Origin of the sequence: Segatella bryantii, from assembly GCF_022024215.1 — a bacterium.
GTDB classification, from domain to species: domain Bacteria; phylum Bacteroidota; class Bacteroidia; order Bacteroidales; family Bacteroidaceae; genus Prevotella; species Prevotella bryantii.
Genome location: NZ_CP091798.1, coordinates 1,101,806 through 1,121,132 on the forward strand (window position 1 = coordinate 1,101,806; position 19,327 = coordinate 1,121,132).

13 protein-coding genes and 2 tRNA genes are annotated in these 19,327 nt (G+C 36.4%); 4 read left to right on the forward strand and 11 right to left on the reverse strand.

The genetic code is table 11. The features are described from left to right. Positions 1-12 precede the first annotated feature (12 nt). The 6 genes from L6471_RS08655 to L6471_RS08680 all read right to left on the reverse strand — a co-directional run bounded on the left by L6471_RS08655 (position 13) and on the right by L6471_RS08680 (position 8,120). A complete protein-coding gene (locus L6471_RS08655) occupies positions 13-693 on the reverse strand; it encodes a response regulator transcription factor (protein WP_176759752.1) in 681 nt (226 codons plus the stop codon). 65 nt (positions 694-758) lie between these two features. Further along, positions 759-3,884 carry an efflux RND transporter permease subunit gene (locus L6471_RS08660; protein ID WP_237797695.1) on the reverse strand — a complete coding sequence of 1,042 codons (3,126 nt, stop codon included), beginning with the start codon at positions 3,882-3,884 and terminating at the stop codon, positions 759-761. Positions 3,885-3,888: 4 nt separating this feature from the next. Continuing rightward, positions 3,889-4,998 carry an efflux RND transporter periplasmic adaptor subunit gene (locus L6471_RS08665; RefSeq protein ID WP_074549275.1) on the reverse strand — a complete coding sequence of 370 codons (1,110 nt, stop codon included), beginning with the start codon at positions 4,996-4,998 and terminating at the stop codon, positions 3,889-3,891. Positions 4,999-5,011: 13 nt separating this feature from the next. Further along, positions 5,012-6,310 (reverse strand): TolC family protein, encoded by a 1,299-nt coding sequence (locus L6471_RS08670; protein ID WP_237797696.1) that lies wholly within the window; start codon positions 6,308-6,310, stop codon positions 5,012-5,014. A 674-nt stretch (positions 6,311-6,984) separates the two neighbouring features. Continuing rightward, on the reverse strand, positions 6,985-7,557 hold the full coding sequence (locus L6471_RS08675; RefSeq protein WP_006282840.1) for a chromate transporter: 573 nt from the start codon (positions 7,555-7,557) through the stop codon (positions 6,985-6,987). 26 nt (positions 7,558-7,583) lie between these two features. After that, entirely contained in the window at positions 7,584-8,120 is a 537-nt protein-coding gene (locus L6471_RS08680) for a chromate transporter (protein ID WP_237797697.1), read from the reverse strand. A 169-nt stretch (positions 8,121-8,289) separates the two neighbouring features. On the opposite strand from L6471_RS08680, the gene L6471_RS08685 reads away from it, so the two are divergent. Further along, positions 8,290-9,840: a glycoside hydrolase family 28 protein gene (locus L6471_RS08685; protein WP_237797698.1), complete on the forward strand. Its 1,551-nt coding sequence runs from the start codon at positions 8,290-8,292 to the stop codon at positions 9,838-9,840. A 93-nt stretch (positions 9,841-9,933) separates the two neighbouring features. Here the strand turns inward: L6471_RS08685 and L6471_RS08690 are convergent, their stop codons facing one another. From L6471_RS08690 to L6471_RS08700, 3 genes are all read right to left on the reverse strand, one after another. Further along, complete coding sequence (locus tag L6471_RS08690) at positions 9,934-12,069, reverse strand: cellulase family glycosylhydrolase (protein ID WP_237797699.1); 2,136 nt, start codon at positions 12,067-12,069, stop codon at positions 9,934-9,936. Positions 12,070-12,206: 137 nt separating this feature from the next. Then, the gene (locus L6471_RS08695; RefSeq protein ID WP_237797700.1) at positions 12,207-14,303 is read right to left on the reverse strand and encodes a M6 family metalloprotease domain-containing protein; all 2,097 of its coding nucleotides are present in this window, start codon (positions 14,301-14,303) and stop codon (positions 12,207-12,209) included. A gap of 195 nt (positions 14,304-14,498) precedes the next feature. Beyond that, complete coding sequence (locus tag L6471_RS08700) at positions 14,499-15,263, reverse strand: porin family protein (RefSeq protein ID WP_237797701.1); 765 nt, start codon at positions 15,261-15,263, stop codon at positions 14,499-14,501. A gap of 189 nt (positions 15,264-15,452) precedes the next feature. On the opposite strand from L6471_RS08700, the gene L6471_RS08705 reads away from it, so the two are divergent. The 3 genes from L6471_RS08705 (at position 15,453) to L6471_RS08715 (ending at position 18,920) form a co-directional block, all read left to right on the forward strand. Continuing rightward, the gene (locus L6471_RS08705; protein ID WP_237797702.1) at positions 15,453-17,300 is read left to right on the forward strand and encodes a MutS-related protein; all 1,848 of its coding nucleotides are present in this window, start codon (positions 15,453-15,455) and stop codon (positions 17,298-17,300) included. A gap of 64 nt (positions 17,301-17,364) precedes the next feature. Then, a complete protein-coding gene (locus L6471_RS08710) occupies positions 17,365-18,264 on the forward strand; it encodes a tRNA threonylcarbamoyladenosine dehydratase (protein WP_237797703.1) in 900 nt (299 codons plus the stop codon). 11 nt (positions 18,265-18,275) lie between these two features. Continuing rightward, a complete protein-coding gene (locus tag L6471_RS08715) occupies positions 18,276-18,920 on the forward strand; it encodes a lactate utilization protein (RefSeq protein WP_094448612.1) in 645 nt (214 codons plus the stop codon). Positions 18,921-19,099: 179 nt separating this feature from the next. Here the strand turns inward: L6471_RS08715 and L6471_RS08720 are convergent. Together L6471_RS08720 and L6471_RS08725 are read right to left on the reverse strand one after the other, a co-directional pair. Beyond that, a tRNA-Gly gene (locus tag L6471_RS08720) sits at positions 19,100-19,170 on the reverse strand. A 10-nt stretch (positions 19,171-19,180) separates the two neighbouring features. After that, a tRNA-Thr gene (locus tag L6471_RS08725) sits at positions 19,181-19,253 on the reverse strand. Positions 19,254-19,327: the final 74 nt, after the last annotated feature.

Here is a 19,327-nt window from a genome sequence, read left to right on the forward strand (position 1 = left end):
GACCATTTTTCTTTATTTAAGCATATATCCCATGCCAATGATAGTGTGTATGAGTTTGGTTTTAAAAGGATCGTCTATTTTAGTGCGCAAATATTTAACATATACATCTACGATATTTGTATTCGTGTCGAAATCTTTATCCCATACATCTTTGAGAAGTTGTCTTCTTGAAATGACTTCGCCATGGTGTTGCATCATATATTCCAGAAGTCTATATTCTTTGACACTTAGATCTGCTTCTATATTGCTACGGATGGCTTTGTGAGTTGATGGATCTATAGTTAGGTCATGATAGATCAGAGAGTTTTGCTGTAAAGCCTGTGTACGTCGCAGCATTGCTTTTATTCGTGCTATGAGTTCTGCAAATTTAAATGGTTTAACAACGTAGTCGTCAGCTCCGGCATGTAATCCCATGACAATATCCTCTGTAGTACCCAGTGCAGTAAGCATTAGAATAGGAGTATGATAACCATATTTTTCACGATAGTGTTGACATATTTCCAATCCAGTCATGCCTGGCATTCTGATATCGAGTAGCAGTAGATCATATCTATTGTCAGCCTTGAGTTTGTTCCAAGCCTCTTGTCCATTATGAAATACATCGATTTCGTATCCGAAGTCTTTAAGACCTCGGGATACGAAATCAGAGATATTGAGTTCATCCTCAACCATGCAAATATAAGATGTAGACATATATTCAGAATCATTAATCATGCTCTGCAAAAATACTAATATTTTTTAGATAGTCTAGGCTTCTCTTACAGTTTTCGTTGTTTTAATTTACCTTTCTTATTGAAAACAGTTCGTCCATATATTTTCTCCACAAAGAGAGGGAAGATAAATAGGGTAAATATGGTTGCACCAATGAGTCCTCCGATGATTACGATAGCCAGAGGTCGTTGGCTTTCGCTTCCGATACCGTGACTCAGTGCAGCAGGCATCAAACCTAATATAGCCATTAGTGCTGTCATTAGTACAGCTCTGATACGAGAGTGCATTCCCTTTGAAATAGCATCGGGTAGAGCCTGATCATGCCTAATATAATGCTTGATATCCATAATCATAATGACACCATTCTGTATGCATATCCCAAAGAGACAGATGAAGCCGATACCTGCAGATATACTAAAGTTGAAGTGGGTGAGTAATAATATGAGTAATCCGCCCACGGCAGCAAATGGTACATTGAGCAGTACAAGTATGGCATCGCGACTGTTTCCAAAGAGCATATAAAGTATGGCGAATATAAGAAGAATGCTGATTGGGACTACCTGAGACAGTCTGCTTGTAGCACGTTTCTGATTTTCGAAATCTCCATTCCAGCTTATTTTATAGCCATCAGGAAGATTTACGTTTTGGGCTACTTTAGCTCTTGCTTCATCGACGGCCGAACCCATATCGCGATTACGGACAGAAAATTTTACGGCACAATAACGGGTATGATTCTCTCGATAAATAATTAATGGACCTGTTATGGTATGAATATCAGCCAGTTCCTTGATTGGAATCATACTTCCATCACTTGCAGGTACCTTGATTTTTCCAATTTCTTCTTCATTGTTGCGGAATGGCTGATCATACCTTACCACCAAATCGAATTTACGCTCATCTTCGTAAACTTGTGATGCAGCTTTTCCACCAATTGCCATCTCAATGATACTCTGCACATCTTCCTTGTTCACGCCATATCGAGCTAGTCTGTTTTCATCGATATTAATCTGCAGTTCAGGTTGTCCTATATTCTTTATGACCCCTAAATCGGTAATACCTTGTATAGGCAACATGGTTTTGTATATCTGTTTGGCTATTCGTTCACTCTCATAAAGATCCGGTCCGTATACTTTAGCAACGATGGCACCTTTGACACCACTGACAGCTTCTTCCACATTATCACTGATAGGCTGAGAGAAATTAAAGTCGATACCTGGATAAGCGTTCAGGCTTTTGTTCATAGCATCAATGAGTTGCTCCTTATTACGTCCTGTAGTCCATTCATTTTCTGGATACATCTTAACAAAAAGTTCGATATTATAAAAACCAGTTGCGTCTGTACCATCGTTTGGTCTACCAGTTTGGGTAATTACCTCTTTTACTTCAGGATACTCTCTCACTATTTTACGGAATATATCGGATAGTTTTACTGATTCCTTGAGCGAGACGCTTTGTGGAAGTGTAGCCCTGATGTAGATAGATCCTTCATTCATCTCTGGTAAAAACTCTGATCCCAAAAACATGTAACTCGAAAGACCGGAAATCATAGTGAAAATAGCTACAATAATAGTACTTTTTGCATGGCGATGCAGAAATGCAAACCAACAGTCAAAGTATTTGTAGATCAATTCAAGGAATCTGTTTTTCTTTTCGCTGATATTTTTACTCATCAGTACAGAAGCCATAGCTGGTACTAGGGTCATGGTAAAGATGAGTGCACCTAACAAAGCGAAACCTAATGTGAAAGCAAGTGGAGAAAACATTTTCCCTTCTACTTTCTGGAAGCTAAATATTGGCAGGAGAGCTGTAATGATAATAAGTTTTGAAAAGAAAACTGATTTTGCTTTGCTGCGTGCCGTGATACGTATCAGACCACATTTTCCATATTTGTTAAATGCGGCCATACCCAAATATTTAGCCTTGTCACTTAGTGCTACAAAGATTGCTTCTACCATGACGACTGCACCGTCGATGATAATTCCAAAATCAATAGCTCCCATTGATAGCAGATTAGCACTCATGCCAGTGATATGCAGGCATATAAAGGCGAACAGAAGAGCCAGTGGAATGACACTTGCAACAATAATTGTAGTACGCCAGTCTTTCATAAAGAGGAATACTACAAGTGTAACTAACAGGATGCCTTCTATCACATTATGAAGAACTGTATGAATAGAGAGATTTACCAGTTCTTCACGGTCATAAAAAGGTGTGATGGTTACGTCATCAGGCAAATCTTCCTTTTGTATTTCTGCCACTTTGTCTTTGAGAGCAGCAATGACTTTCTGGGTGTTTTCACCTTTGCGCATGACAACAATACCTTCTACTACGTCATTTGTATTATCTCTTCCCACTTGTCCCAGTCTTGGCTGATTATTTTCGTGAATATGGGCCAGATTTTTGACGAGGATAGGTGTTCCATTAATATTCTTGACAACGATATTTCCAATCTCCTCAATATTATTAATCATACCGATACCTCGTACCACATAGGCTTGCGAACTTTTCTCGATTACATCACCTCCGACATTTATATTACTCTTGGCAATAGCTTCATACAATTCTAATGAACTGATGCCATATGAAGCTAGTCGGTTAGGGTCTACACTAACTTCGAAAGTTTTTACTTCACCACCGAAGCTAACTATATCAGCGATGCCGGAAACCGATCTCAGTTTGCGTTCAATAACCCAGTCTTGCAATGTTTTCAGTTCACGTACACTTTTATTTTTGCTACTCAATGTGTAACGGTAAATTTCTCCTGTAGGACCCTGTAAAGGCTGCACGTCGGGTGTCACTCCATTTGGTAAATCGGCATCATGAAGCATATTAAATACCTGTTGACGGGCGAATTCATCATCCACGTGATCATCAAAGATGACATTTATTACAGACAGGCCGAAAAGGGTAGTGCTCCGGATATCCGTTTTCTTTTGAACTGAGTTCATTGCAATTTCGATAGGGATGGTTACGAACTTTTCAATTTCTTCAGCACTCCTACCAGGCCATTGTGTTATAATAGTTACTTTCGTGTTGGTTACGTCAGGATAAGCATCTACTGGGGTATCAGAAAAACTCAGTATACCCGCGATAGCTGCTATTACAGTAATACAAAATATAACGTATTTTTTCTTCAGTGAGAATGTTATGATAAAGTCTATAAGTTTATTCATAAGTCTATTGGTTGTTGAGGGCATTGAATATCAGAAGTGCATTTTTACATACCACCTTTTTACCAGGTTTGAGTCCCTGACTAATATAGACGATGTCATTGGACTGATGGTCTATTTTCACTTCTTGCTTATGATAATGGTTCTTTTGTTTTTTATCATTGTCTTGAACTACAACATATTGATGTCCGTTTTCAAAGACTATCGCTTTTTCAGGCACACTTGTTCTACTGACGTTATTACCTGTCTGAATATGTATATTTGCAAACATGCCAGGTTTAAGCATTCCTTTCGGATTATGTAATAGAACGCGTACTTTCATGGTTTTGCTAACTGTATCCATGATACTATAAACGCGTTGTATTGTTCCTGTAAATTTTTCATTTGGATAGGATAGGGTTGTAATGTATACCCTTTCTCCTTGGTGTATCTTAGCGATATCGCTTTCATAGACATTGCCAATTACCCATACATCATCCAAATTGGCTATCTCGAAAGCTGGTTCATCGTTGTTGGTATAGTCAAAGTACGAGTTATTATAAATATTCTTGGTGATAATGTATCCTGATATAGGTGCTGTGAGTACAGCATGTGAAAGTTGGCCGAAATTGTTGATGTTGGCTACTGACCGTAATCGTATTTTCTCGGCTTTAGCAACCTTTAGTCTTTCACGTGCTTCTTCTATCTCTTTATTAGTAGACATTCCACTTCGTTGCAAATCAAGTTTCATCTGAAGTTCGCGTTGTGCCAGTCTGATTTCGGCATCAGTTTCGTGCAGTTGTTTATTGTATTCTGCTGCTTCAGCTGAATGAACGATGGCCAATTGCTTACCTTGACTTACATAGTCACCGATTTGCAGTTGGATGTCGCTTATCTTGCCGCTGCAAGGAATAAAAACCTTACCAATTTTGCTTTCATCACATGTTATATTACCATTTAGAATCAGTTCATTGCTTACTAATGCATTTTGTGCTAAAGATGTTGATAGAATTTTGGTAATGCTATCAGCGATTTGTTCTTTTTCATTTTTATTCTGCTCTAGTGGTGAGTGCTGGCATGAGTTTATTGCATAGGTTGTCAGTATCAGCCATGCTACATTATAAATTATTTTATTCATATTGTATTAATATTTATTTTATTTTAATGATTTCTGTACCCACTGTCGTATTCAATTCGTTGACTGTTTGAATCAGTTGATTTTTAATATCTTGTTCAGCTAAATAGGTATCTTTGAAAGAAGTATATAAGTCGATAAATTCAAGAAGAGAAATATTTCTTTTTAAATATTGTTCTTTTACTTGATCTATCTGCTGTTTCATAGGAGTATTATGGAGTTGTTTTAATTCTTGTACTTGTTGTGTCTGGGTGCAAAGTAGATTATAATATGTAGTCACATCTGCTTCAATTTGTTGATTTTTCATCTGCTTACTTATTACTGCTTGTTGGAGTGCAGATTTTGCTTTCTTGATATTACCTTGATTGTGGTTGAAAATAGGTACTGTTACTGATAAGCCCACAAGATATGTGTTATGGCCTATGCTTCCATTTTTGTCATATTCTCCTTGTAGAGCGATAATAGGCAGTGCAATGGCTTTTTGGTATTTCACTTCATGTTCGCTGGCCTTTACATCGTAGCCCTGGGCAACTAAATCAGGTCTCGATTTGGCCAGCGACAGAAGTTCGTTTATATGTATATTCTGTATGTGTTGTTCGGTAATATTATCTTCGTTTAGTGTAGGTCGTATTTTGTCATCATCGTCAGTTATACCTATCATTAGTTTGATGTCTCGTTCTAAAGTCTGTTCTTGCTGAAGGAAGTCGTATGCTTCTTTTTGAAGTTGAAGATACATGCTTTTGATACGTTGTAATTCTAAATGCGAAATGTTCCCTTTGGTATTTTCCTCTTGGTAAGCATTGATTACTTGTTGTATAGCATGAAGTTCCTGTGAATAGATTACTTGTTTCTTCTGTGTATAATAAAGCTCAATCAGCTTAGCATACAATTGGGCTATGCATTCCCGTTCTGTATCGATGAATTCATATTTCGTAGATTCCAGCTGGTTGTGAGCTGATTTAACCTGTTGGCTGTGTTGTCCGCCAATAGCAATTGGTTGACTTATTTGAATGTCAATTTCCCCCTCGTAACCAGAATCAAAGTAGCGATGTGTTACAGGATTATTGATATTATACATTGTCTCAATAGTAGGGTTTTCATAGAGTCGACTTTGTTTTAGTTGAGCTTCAGCCTTTTCTATGTCAAGTTTTTTTTGCAGAAGAAGCAGATGGTGCTCACGCATCATCTGCTTTGCTTTTTCAAATGTTAGTGTCATGACTTTATTTGTATTTGCTAATAATAACCCTTGAGCCATGGTACTATTTGAAATTCCTACCATGATAAGAAATACAATGTTAAACTTAGTAATATTCATTTTGCATTCTATTTATTAGATTTGTAATTTCGAATGCAAAGGTAAATAACCTTATTTTGGTATAGAAAAAATATTCATTAGAAGGCTTTAATATGAAATTAGAAGTTTCTAATGTACTGAATTGCTTGTTTTTATCCTTATTAAGGGGTATAACTATGAATGTGTAATAACTTTATATTGATCAAAGTAATAAGAGTACGTCAATGATGTATTGACATACTCAAAATTAAGCTGTGTATCAATAGTCCTTTTTACGTTGAAACAAGGCTTCTAAGATATCGTAGTTTATATATAGAAAGTTTGTTAAATCAATAAATTTTTGTTCATACTCTTAGTATAAAAGAGATGGAAGCTATCTAAATAATAGCTGTTATATAGTTATTATTTATAAATCACAGTGAGATTTGTACAAATCACTCTAAGATTTGTAGTTTTAAATATGAAATGACATACTATTATCCTACGGTTAACCCCTTTTTTATATGTTTCAGAACCATGAAAAGGAGGATAATGTTGTTGAAACAGAATACGGACAAAACAGTAATTATCACGCAGATACAACTTTCTATAAGAAAAAGATTGCAAGTGATTATAGGCATCACAATAATGTGACATCAATTTTTCACTAATTGCCAATTTTTCAGACACTTATATTCGTCTAACTCACATTATTTTTAATAAAGAAATAAACCGATAATACCACAGAAGAGCATTGTGAGAATCGGGTTGACCTTATACCGCTTAGTAACAAAAAATGCGATTGTAAAAATAAAAATGCTGACAATAAAAGTGAATAGACTTTCTTGTGGGGCTCCAAAGTTTTCCTTATTTATCAACAGTAAGGCTGCTGCTGCAATAAGACCAACAATCGTTGGACGAAGAGCAGCAAAAATATTTTTAACGATAGGAGAATTTTTATGCGTTATGAGATAATGGCTAATGGCAATCATAAGAATAAATGGTAGCCACATGATTGATAAGGAGGCTATAATAGAACCAAGAAAACCTACCCATTGTGCATAGCCATCATTAATAACAGCAGTATAGCCAACGTAGGTTGCTACATTGATGCCGATAGGTCCAGGAGTAGATTGACTGATTGCAACAATATCTGTAAATTCAGAGTTGGTGAGCCAATGATTTTTCATTACTACTTCACCATAAATCAAGGAAAGCATGGCATATCCACCACCAAAGTTAAAGATACCTATTTTGCTAAATACAATGAATAATTTTAGTAAAATCATTTATGTTGAATTTTAATTTATACGTATTATGCTTTGTCCTTTTTGAGTTGGCCATACAGATAGCCAGAGATTCCTGCAACCATAATTATCCAAATCGGAGACACATTGAATAGAGCTATGAGTAGGCAAGCTACTACAGGAATCCAGCAGTTGTACTTGTTGATTTTAGCTGTCTTTGCCATCGTAAAACATGGCGCAGCTATCAATGCTACTACAGCAGGGCGAACTCCCTTAAAAAATTTGGCTATATATTCATTATCTTCAATATGATGAAAGCACATGGCAATAAGTAATATTGCAATGATTGATGGCAAAGCAATACCGAGTGCACCAACAATACCTCCCCATATCCCTTTTAGTTTATAGCCGATATGGCTGGCCATATCAATAGCAAAAATACCTGGAGTTGTCTGGGCAACTACCATTATATCCAAAAATTCTTGTTTATTCATCCATTGTTTTTTATCTACGAATTCTTTTTCCATAATTGGAATCATCGCATATCCACCCCCTAATGTAAAGGCGCCAATCTTACAACAAATAAGAAAAAATTTTAATAACATGTTTTTTTATCTTTTACCTGATGCAAAGGTACTATTTTATCCTGAGTAGAGCCTTTACAAGCGATTAGAAGATTCTAATATCAAATTAAAGACTTCTAATTCTAAAGATATTTTTGAGCGATATATAAGTAGTATTTTTGTCGTCGATTAATATCAATTTTAAATAATAATGAAAACAAATTTACTTCAACGTACATTTTTCTTATCGTTGTTGACATTATTGTCAATAAGGGGGGAGGCTGATAATCATGTTGTTGCGGAACAAGCAAGTCAGAATACACCAGAAGGTTGGCAGACGGTGAATTTACCGATTATTCCTGACATAACACCGCATAATACTATTTATATCACAGATTATGGTGCTACAATATCGTCGGCAGATAATACTATTGCTATCCAAAAGGCTCTTAATGCAGTGCCTGCATCTGGTGGGATGGTCGTTATTCCCGCAGGTGAGTGGTTGTGTGGTCCCGTGAAATTAAAATCTAAAACGATATTGCATCTGGCTGCTCATGCTACTCTTAAACTTTTACCTTATGGGATTTACCCGGCTATAACTTCAAGTAGTATAAAGTTTGATAATTTTATTGATGTGCAGAAAAATGCTACAGATATAATTATAGAAGGAGAGGATAAGTATACTTCTCTTTTTGATGGCCAAGGTAAAGAGTGGTGGATTGCTTATGAGAATAATAAGAGTATAAGCCGTGGTGCGGTAATACGTATGTCTAAGGGTACTCGATTTCTTATACGTAATGTGATGGTGAAAAATGCTCCAGGCGTGAATATTTCAATTGGTCAAAATGGTAAAGGCAGTCATGGTACTGTACACGATGTTATCATTCGTGAGCCGGCTTCGACGACTAAGACCGAACAACCATCTCATAATACGGATGGTATTTCTGTATGGGGGCCTTATGTTAATATCTATAATTGTGATATTGATAATGGTGATGATAATGTCGTGGTTGATTCAGATGGTCGGTTTGTTCATGTGTGGAACTGTACATTTGGAAATGGTCATGGTGCATCGATGGGTAGCTATACCTCTAATATGCATGATATACTTTGGGAGAATATCAATTTTTTTAATACAGAAAGTGGTTTTCGCTTGAAATCTCAACGTGGACGAAGCGGGGAAGTTTACAATATTACTTTTCGTAATTGTATGATGAAGAATGTGAATAATCCAATTTATATAGAGTGTTGGTATGATAAGAGTATTAAGCCTGAACCTCCTTATGCTCCTTCTGCATTGCAAACGAGTACTACTCCTAATTTTCATGATATTCTTATACAGAATGTTACCTCTGTTGGTACACCTTACAAGAAGAGTTCCAAGAGTAATTTTCCGGTTTATATCTATGGTCTGCCCGAAGAACATGTACGTAATATTACTTTTGATAATGTTCTTGTTCAAGCAGAGAAGGGTATGTTTGTGGCTTATTGTGATAATATCAATTTTATTAATGGTTGTAAGATTATTAATTCAAAATCGACTTCTAAAATTATAGAAGAACAATATCAAGCAGAAATAATAGGAAATTGTAATAGTTATGTTACAGGTATTAATACTGTATCCATGACAACAAGTACTGACTCTTCTGCCAAAGTGTATGATGTACAGGGACATTATTTAGGGGTAATGACTCAGAATCAACTTCTTAAAAAGAAGCCTGGAATATATCTATGGAATTCAAAAAAAATCCTAGTTCGATAGCCTGTCACAAAACACCCGACCAATCATACAGAATATCATAGGCCGGGTGTATTTGTAATTTATTCCTTTGTACAAGTTTTTAGGTCTTATGCTTTATAAGCATTTATTAATCTTAACATTACCGTTCTTATAAGTTATTTTTTTGATTTTCATGCCTTTGTTGTATCCATCATTAACCTCATGGCCATCCACAGTGTAGTATTTCACAGATGCAATTTCATCTTTTTCATTATTGTCAAGCTGACTGATTCCGGATGTTGCTTTTTTTGTGAGCGTAATACTCTTGATATAAATAGGAGAGTCTCCCATTGTCCAGAAACCAGCAATATAGATATGAGAAGGATCTACAGTGCGATACTGTTTTACTTTGTTGGCATCTTCGTATTCTATATCAAGATGGTTCAAATTTATGGTAATAGAAGTTTTTCCGTCGAAAGTCTTACTATATGGATTACTCCAGTAATTATCATTGTCGAATAGGCGGAACGACAACCCCCAACTTGTATTAGCCTCTTGAAGTTCTACAGTGAGATAGTCGTAAGCTGAAAGATCGAGACCTGATGCAAATTTCCATCCACCAAAACCATATTGGCCTGTCTGAAGTTTTCCTGTAGTTTCATCGAAAAATCCATTACCATAGATGCTTGGGTTTAAACCTACATTAGTGAGTGGGAAATACTCCGGAACATGAATATCTACCGTTGTGGTTAGTGTCTTACCATTTGTGTCTGTATACTTAAAGGTAACCGTGCATGCACCTTGTTCTTTGGCGATGATTCGACTTCCATTGTAGTATGCCACATTTTCATCACTACTTGTTACTGTGCATTTTCCTGTTATTTCTTCCTCTTTACCGCTTTTAGCATGACTAATGATCGTTACGACAGCATTGCTTCCTACTGAAATGGTAAAATTGTTCGAGCTAGCTGTGATACTTTCTATATCGAGATCTTCTGTTGTAGGCACATAGTTGATACGTTCCATGTTTTCTTCGGCATACGTCTTGTACCAGTTAAAACAAGCTACACCACATGCTTCGTCTCCTCCAGTTTTGTTTGAGAAAGCAGGAATAACCTTATTATTATTGATGTATGAATCGATATCAATATAGCATCCTGTACCGGACAGTGTCATGGAGATATTACCATAGTGTTCCATGAGTTTTTTATATGCATTGCCCCAGTTGCTTGTGGTACCTGTAGCCCATGTTCCCAGATTATTAGGTATTTTTTCACCATGTTCATTGACATGATAGGTAGAAGCATCATTCTCATCGAAGTTGGCAACCTGTGGACTCCAGTCTACCTCCGTTATCATAATAGGATTAGTTTCTACGACAGGTACCTGGCTTTTAAATTGAGAGATAGCGCCATCTACATTCGGATTGTTTTCATTACTTCCATACCATCCTACATAATCGTGTACCGCATAGCCAATATTTTTCAGTTCATCGGTTATAGGATATGTTGCATATCCGGTATAATTAGCTTGCCATGAAGATCCCGGTACCCAGATGATACCTTTAAAACCATTTGCTCTGATTTTATCAACAATAGGTTGGAAGAAATCGTGCAAGGTATTAGCTGTATTACTTCCATCGGCATTAAGTACATTGACAGGTTCATTAGCCAGTTCGATTCCGATGACACCAGCGTGTTCTTGTATATATGTATTCTTGCTGAATTGATCCCAAACATAGAGAAGATATTGTTGATAATCACCATCTACGTAAATGTTGGTAGGACATACTCCAGGTGGACGAACTACGACATAGAGCCCATGTTCATTGGCACTTTTAGCAAGAGGCACATAGAGATTCTGTAGATAATATTCGTACCTACTTTCACTAAAGCGTGATATATCGTTTTCACCTCCACCATTAGTGGCCGTTTTGTTAGGATCATTCGTCCAGCAGGGATCCATATGTAGGCGGAAAGCGTCACAATAAGTTCCTTGGCTAGTGTCGGTAATAGCGGAGAATAATTTATCAAAATAGGTTAGACAAGCAGGTATATTATTCGATGTCAATTCAGGTACCCACTTGGTCCAACGATAATCATTAAAGTAGGGACTCGGCGTATCCATAACGCCATGAAGCACAATTGTATGTCCTTGAGAATCTTTCAGATTTCTGCCCTCTACGTGTAAATTGTTTAGAGTTCGATATTGAGCCATGGACGATAATGATATGGCGCAAGCTAGGCAGACAATAATAATTTTCTTATTCATAATATTAGTTTATTATTCGTTTGTCTGCAAAGGTATAGCTTTCACCAAAATTATGCTTTTCCTAAAGTACCCAATAGTTTATAAATAGTTACATTTTCATATTCATGCATCAAATATTGTTAATTTTTTCTCATTTTTTATTTCTCAATGACTTTTTGAATGCTACCATTACTCATTCTTAAAATATTTATGCCTTTAATGGGCTGATTTATTTTTATTCCTGCTGCATTGTATCGAGCAACAACAGTAACATTGTTTGATGTCTTTATGGTTGTTATAGCATTAGTCTCTTCATCTTCTGTAGCTTCTTCAATTACTTCTTGATATCCATTTAAAGGATTATAGACAAAGGTAATATCACCATTGTCCTGTTGCGTGATAGCATAGATTGGACTGTGCAGAAGATAACTACCATCTGTATTTGTATGATAGAGAATTGCTGCTGGTGAACTGTAATCTGTCAAACTGTCATTACGCACAGTGTTATTGACGACGTATGGGTAAGTGTCATATATCTCACTAGAGTCAATGACATTCGAATAATACCGTATAGCGTCATCGTTATCGGCATGGATTATAGTAAGATGTTGGTGTCCTTCGGTAGTTTGTTGTTTTTTCCAACTTACAGATGATGTTGTGGTCTCAGTAGTAGAGTTAACCGTGTTGTTCTCCCATGCATCCTTATCGTAATCTACATGAAGTACAAGTAATCCTTTGCCTGGAATATAGGTATCCCAACCTGTCTGTTGTCGATTTTCAAGCAGTAAGTATTCGTTTTCATACCCCTCATTAGGAATGATATAGGCAGTAGCCTGATTGTTCAGTGGCGATAACGATACTTCTGTGTTGTCATTAAGGGTAGAGTAGTCAAGCCACCCCGCAGTATGTCGTTCATAGCTTGTGTAACCAGCTGGTACCCAACCGAGCATCATTGGTCCATTATAGCTGCCAGCATCCATTACGTCATAATACCCCATACCATAGTTACTGCCTGTTGTATCATAGAAGTCAGGAAAGCCAAGACAATGTGAAAATTCATGGCAGATAGTGCCGATTCCCATCAGAAAAGTTTTTTTATTATATACATACGATTCGTTGCTACATGCATAGGTATCGAAGGTGATGCCATTGATGCTAACACTATAGTAAGAGGAAATTGCACGATAAAGACTGTCTGCATTTACCGTGTTTGTGCTGGAACTTCCACCTGTTAGACCTAAATCTCCTGGACGATCAGAATACCCGTTTCTATATGAATTAACTGATGTTGCACTTGCTTGTAATTGTTCTAAAGTATAGAGGTAGTCATAGTAGCAAGCTGATTGTAGACTCCATTCATGAGGCCATATCGTTTCTTCAATATCACTTGATGCTTCACCCTGTCCTGCATAGAGAACAAAAACTTGGTCAGCTTCGCCATCTCCATTCCAATCGTATTTTGAAAAATCGAGATCAGACGAGGAAATTTGGTTGAGCGCATCGATTATCATTCGCCCTGGATAAATATCATCACCGCTATCATCGTTCCCTCCATAATAAGAATAGGCATGATCAAGGGTTATTGGACCAATAACATCGAAAGTTAAGTCAAATTGTTCGTAGCTCTGCGATTTGAAATAATCGTGTACGCTGCCGGTAGTACCATAAGGACTTACGTAACCCTCTTGGTTAGCTATGGCCTCATAGGTACTTTTTGGATCGCTCATAGAAAACTTCTGATCAGTAAATTGTACAAGGATGATGAGTCCTTTTTTACTGCCTTTATAATTTACAGATGAGGCTTTACGTAATGTTTTTTTGCGATTGGTAGTAGAGGTTGAGCTTGATTCGCTTGAAGGGTTGTTTGTAGAAGAACTTATTTTCTTTAGGCTTGTTGTATTTTGTTTCATCTGTTGAATATGAGCGATTTCAACTTGTGTTCGTTGAGCTTTATTGTGCGCCATAATAGAGCTGGCTTTCATGTCAGGACCGATACGATCAGCGTAAAAAAACGCTCCATTTTTTTTGATTACAGGAATATTATCACGTGTCAAATAAAAGTGGTGATGTTCATCGCCAGCTTTAGTAAGTGTGAGCGTGTCTCCATTTGACTGTGTCACAGTTTTAAATCTACGCATTGCGGGACCTGCTGATGTGGTATAATTATTCATTATAAATAAGGTGATAATAATAATTCGTGTTGCAACAATTGAGGCTATACGAATGGAAGGACTATTATAATGGTATTTTTTCATCTACTGCGTTCTTATTTATTTCTAATTTGTTATTTATGATAAAAGCAAATATATAAAAAAAAGTTTGTAAATGAAAAATAAATCAACTAAACGTTCATAATCATCAGCAAAAACTTTCATCTGTCGTGATAGCGATAATGTGCTGAGGTAAGCATTTCTTGTAAAAACAACTAAAAGCCCCAATTGGGGCTTTTATTAAAGTATAATTTTATATCCAATAGTAATGGCTATATTCTGATGTTTTGCACCAGAGGCTTTTTCTTTTTCAATATTTGTAAGCCCTAGGTTGTAACGAGCATCAGCAACAAAATTATGGTATTCATAGCTTATGCCGATTGGTATAGAAAGTCCGAATGTAGAAACATTCTTTACATCTGAGTTTGTTGAAGTTATGAAAGGATTATCAGATGGTGTTATACTTGTCTGAATTTGCATTTTCTTATTAATAGCAATTTCAGGCTGTATTCCAGCTTTGAGCGCTAAGCCTTTTGCAACGTATACATTGGCTAATATCGGTATGGTTAAGTAGTCAAGTTTCAGTTTAATATCCTCATCAATATTATATTTATAAGTGTTTCCTTTCAAATTTGTTAGATTGGTGGAAAAACCTTTGGTATCATATGTTGCTCCTTTTTGAGTATACATTACGCCTCCAGATAGAGCAAATACTTTAGTAAATTGGTATTGTGCTTCAGCACCAAAGGTAATACCTGTTTTTGATTTACTATTATAAAATGTAAAACTACCGGCTGTTATATCAGAACTACTATTATGAATTAAGAAATCCTCTTCACTAATGGGGATGAATGTGGCATAGTAAAAGGATGCTGGCATATCTCTTGAAGTGTAATTATTACTAAAACCAAATTTTGGTGTAATCGAAAATTTGCCAACAGGCTGTTGTGCATTCGCAGTAAGAGCTCCTAGTAATGTAGCTGCTACTATTAAAGTTTTTTTCATACTTGATAGTTTTGTTTATAATGGTTATTATAATGTTTTTTTAATGAGTTTATTGCATACATGATGCAAAGGTAAATATTTTTTTATAAAAAGAATAGTCTTCATATAATTTTGTTGAAAAAATTACAGGTATTGCTGTAAATGTCGTATTTTTGTATTCATGATAATGAATTCTATATAATTATAACAATGACAAAAAAAGACTTACATACTTTTTATAGTGAGCGTGCATCTAAACTCCATCTAGAAATCGTTCAATTAAAAAAATATTCTACACCTTATATTATAACAGAATTGATAGCTTTTGCTCTTATAATAGTATGTTTTGTAGCGTATACTTTGACAGATGTTGGGATATTTTGGTTCTTCTTGGCTGCTGTATTTATGGCTGTATATATTGTGATACGTAACAAAGATGTTGCTACAAGTGAAAGAGTGGATATGCTCCAGCATCAGCTTCGTGTCTATGAACATGAGTTACAGTATTTGTCTGGTGATTTCAGTGCTTTTGATGCTGGTGAAGAATTTGTGGATGTTCATCACCCATTTTCTTTTGATATGGATATATTTGGCAAGAATTCTCTTTATCATCGTATTAATCGTACAGTTACAACCGGTGGAAGTACTTTTCTTGCTCAAACTATATCTAATATTGCTGTTCCATCTAAAAAAGCGATAGACCAGCGGCGTGAAGCGATAGCCGAACTAGCGAAGCAAGAGCCTTTGCGCACAGCCTTTATTGCCGGAAGTAAGGGTGAGCATATAGTTACTGAAGAAATATTCAGAGGATTACAAGAGGTTAAAAATACTCGTATTCCTCGTTTTGCGATGCAATCTATAGCTTTAGTTGTAGCTTTTCTTTGTTTAGGAATGTCTTATGGTCTTATTGCTGGTACTATATGGGGCAGCGTGTCGGGAACGTTGGTACTGATGTGGATTTTTTTTCTTATTAGTTTGACCTTAATAGTTTTGTCTCGTCCTCTATCGTTAGTGAATAAAACAATCCATTTCATTTTGCCAAGTTTGAGCAAATATATAGGTTTGATCATCTTGATTATGGAAAGTCAGCTGAAAAGTGCAGAGATAGATGAAATCAAAGCTAAATTTCAAATGCAGAATGATGATGCTGTTACTGCTTTTAATCAGTTGAAGAGTATACTTGATGATTTGGATAAACGAAATTCTATTTGGATATTTCTGTCAAATATGCTTTATTTGAGCGATTTCTTTATTGTACGCAGATACTTAAAATGGCAACAGAACTATATGGCCAATATAGAGGACTGGATAGATGCCGTCAGTCATTTTGATGCACTGGTAAGTATGGCTACATTTCGATTTAATGAGCCTGACAGTAGGGATGCCGAAATTATAGATATCAAACAGTCTCCTGTAGCTTTTAATAAAGTGGTCTATCAGGCTAGGGGACTGTATCATCCGTTTCTTGGTGCAAAGGCAGTCCGAAATGATTTCAAAGTGGAAGACAGACATTATTATATTGTTACCGGAGCTAACATGGCGGGCAAAAGTACATTTCTTCGAGCTTTGGGTATCAATTGTGTTTTAGCTTTTAGTGGAATGCCTGTGTTTGCTGAGACTCTACAAATATCTTGTTTTGCTCTTTTCAGTAGTATGCGCACAACTGATAATCTGAACCAAGGTATCAGTTATTTTAATGCAGAACTACTTAGATTAAAACAACTTATAGCTTATTGTAAAGAACATCGTAGCACGTTTATTATCCTCGACGAGATACTTAAGGGTACGAATTCACTTGATAAGTTGAATGGTTCTCGTTTGTTTCTAGAATATATTTCTTCGCTTCCTGTAACAGGAGTTGTGGCAACTCACGATTTGGAGCTTTCTCGTTTGTCAGAAGAACGTCCTGATAGATTCAGTAATTACTGTTTTGAGATACAGTTAAGTGATAAGATAAATTATACGTATAAAATATCAGATGGAGTAGCTTGCAATCAGAATGCTACGTATCTATTGAAGAATATTCTTGAGGATGAATTTCTTCATGAAACAAAATAGGAGATGTTTGCATATTTGAACTTTTCTGTGTATTTTTGCAGTTAAATTAAACATATTTATACATATGATTTCAGATATAGAACGTGGTACGCAGCGCCGTACAGAATTGCTTTTGGGTAAGGATAATCTTGATAGGATAGCTGAAACACGTGTACTCATCTTCGGATTAGGAGGTGTAGGCTCATGGTGTGCAGAAAGTCTTGTGAGAAGTGGTATTCGTAAACTAACTATTGTAGACTCAGATCGTGTATGTGTTACTAACTGTAATCGTCAGTTGATGGCTACTACTAAGACTGTTGGTGAAGTGAAAGTGGAAGCTCTCCGTAATCGTCTTCTCGAGATTAATCCGAATGCACAAATAGAAGCGCTGCAGAAAATATATGAACCAGCAACGGCTGATTCTTTTCATATGGAAGATTACGATTTTATCATAGACGCAATAGATTCTCTTAGTGAGAAAGCCGATTTGATACTTCGTGCGACAAGTTTACCCAAACATATTACTTTTATTTCTTCTATGGGTGCAGCTCTTAGGATAGATCCATTCCAGGTTCGCAAGGCTGAATTCTGGAAGGTTAAAGGTGATCCTTTGGCTCGTGCTATACGTAAAAAATTCAAGAAACAGAAGGTTCGTCCAGCCCGCAAATTCTTCTGTGTATATAGTGAGGAGAAACCGATGTCGAATATGGGGGAAAACCATTCTTGTGGTACAAGTGGATGTATGTGTCCGAAGGCTAAACTGTTGAGTGGTGTCCGTGGGACAGATACTGCTGTATATGATGCTCCTGGCGATCAGAATTTAGTAGAGCATGAATGGTGTACTAGTAAGGCACAGATTAATGGTTCTCTTTGCCATATTACAGCTATCTTTGGTATGGCTATTACGGGTATCGTTCTCAATGAAATCGTAAAACTCGATAGAGATGCCAAAAATGTAATCAATAGTGCAAATATTAATAATTAAATAGTATTACTATGACGTTTCAAGAGGTTAATGAATTAAGAAATGACCGTCTTGCAGCAAAGATGATCAAAAATCTGAAGGCAAGACATTTTGATGCCTTCTATTGCAAGAATACTTCAGAACTTCTGAATAAGATTCATGAGCTTATTCCAGAAGGGTGTAGTGTTAGTTGTGGTGGTTCTGTGTCTATTCGTGATACTGGCATTCTCGATATGATACGTCAGGGCAATTATGATTTTTCCGATCGAGATGCTGCCTCGACACCTGAAGAAAAGCGTACAATAGCACTTAAGGCAATGGATTGTGATTACTATCTAGCTAGTGTCAATGCTATTAGCGAAGATGGTCAAATTGTAAATATTGATGGTAATGGCAATCGTGTTGCGGCTTGTACTTGGGGACCACGTCATGTCGTTTATGTGGTAGGTATGAATAAGGTATGTCAGGATCTTGATGCGGCTATTAAGCGTGCACGCAGTACTGCTGCTCCTATTAATGCCACTCGTTTTGGTCTTGAAGCTCCATGTCAAATCGATGGTGTATGTCATGATTGTAAATCACCTGGCTGTATCTGTAATTTTATCTCTATTCAACGTATGTCAGCTCCTGCAGGTCGCCATATAGTGGTGTTGGTAGGTGAGGAGTTAGGGTTTTAAATCCTTTGATATGACACTATTTGTATATGCTATATACTTCAGTGATTTTGTTATACCTATTGTTATACCTAAATGTAATAATATAATGTTTCCTTAGGGATTAATACTTATTTTTTTATTAATATTCTAAAAAAAATAATAGAGAAAAAAAGAGAATTAAGAATTTTATTATCTATCAGAGCGGGATACGGGAATCGAACCCGCCTCCCAGGCTTGGGAAGCCCGTGCACTACCGATGTGCTAATCCCGCAACATGTGCGAGCCGATAGGGGGACTCGAACCCCCGACCCACGCATTACGAATGCGTTGCTCTACCAACTGAGCCATATCGGCAATTGCGAATGCAAATATACTATTAATATTTTAATTTACAAAATAAAAGCTCATGTTTTTTTTCAAAAACATGA

Bases quoted from the DNA above. Each gene is read 5' to 3' on its own strand.
- L6471_RS08655 (WP_176759752.1), bottom strand. From the start codon at position 693: ATGTCTACATCTTATATTTGCATGGTTGAGGATGAACTCAATATCTCT.
- L6471_RS08660 (WP_237797695.1), bottom strand. From the start codon at position 3,884: ATGAATAAACTTATAGACTTTATCATAACATTCTCACTGAAGAAAAAA.
- L6471_RS08665 (WP_074549275.1), bottom strand. From the start codon at position 4,998: ATGAATAAAATAATTTATAATGTAGCATGGCTGATACTGACAACCTAT.
- L6471_RS08670 (WP_237797696.1), bottom strand. From the start codon at position 6,310: ATGAATATTACTAAGTTTAACATTGTATTTCTTATCATGGTAGGAATT.
- L6471_RS08675 (WP_006282840.1), bottom strand. From the start codon at position 7,557: ATGATTTTACTAAAATTATTCATTGTATTTAGCAAAATAGGTATCTTT.
- L6471_RS08680 (WP_237797697.1), bottom strand. From the start codon at position 8,120: ATGTTATTAAAATTTTTTCTTATTTGTTGTAAGATTGGCGCCTTTACA.
- L6471_RS08685 (WP_237797698.1), top strand. From the start codon at position 8,290: ATGAAAACAAATTTACTTCAACGTACATTTTTCTTATCGTTGTTGACA.
- L6471_RS08690 (WP_237797699.1), bottom strand. From the start codon at position 12,069: ATGAATAAGAAAATTATTATTGTCTGCCTAGCTTGCGCCATATCATTA.
- L6471_RS08695 (WP_237797700.1), bottom strand. From the start codon at position 14,303: ATGAAAAAATACCATTATAATAGTCCTTCCATTCGTATAGCCTCAATT.
- L6471_RS08700 (WP_237797701.1), bottom strand. From the start codon at position 15,263: ATGAAAAAAACTTTAATAGTAGCAGCTACATTACTAGGAGCTCTTACT.
- L6471_RS08705 (WP_237797702.1), top strand. From the start codon at position 15,453: ATGACAAAAAAAGACTTACATACTTTTTATAGTGAGCGTGCATCTAAA.
- L6471_RS08710 (WP_237797703.1), top strand. From the start codon at position 17,365: ATGATTTCAGATATAGAACGTGGTACGCAGCGCCGTACAGAATTGCTT.
- L6471_RS08715 (WP_094448612.1), top strand. From the start codon at position 18,276: ATGACGTTTCAAGAGGTTAATGAATTAAGAAATGACCGTCTTGCAGCA.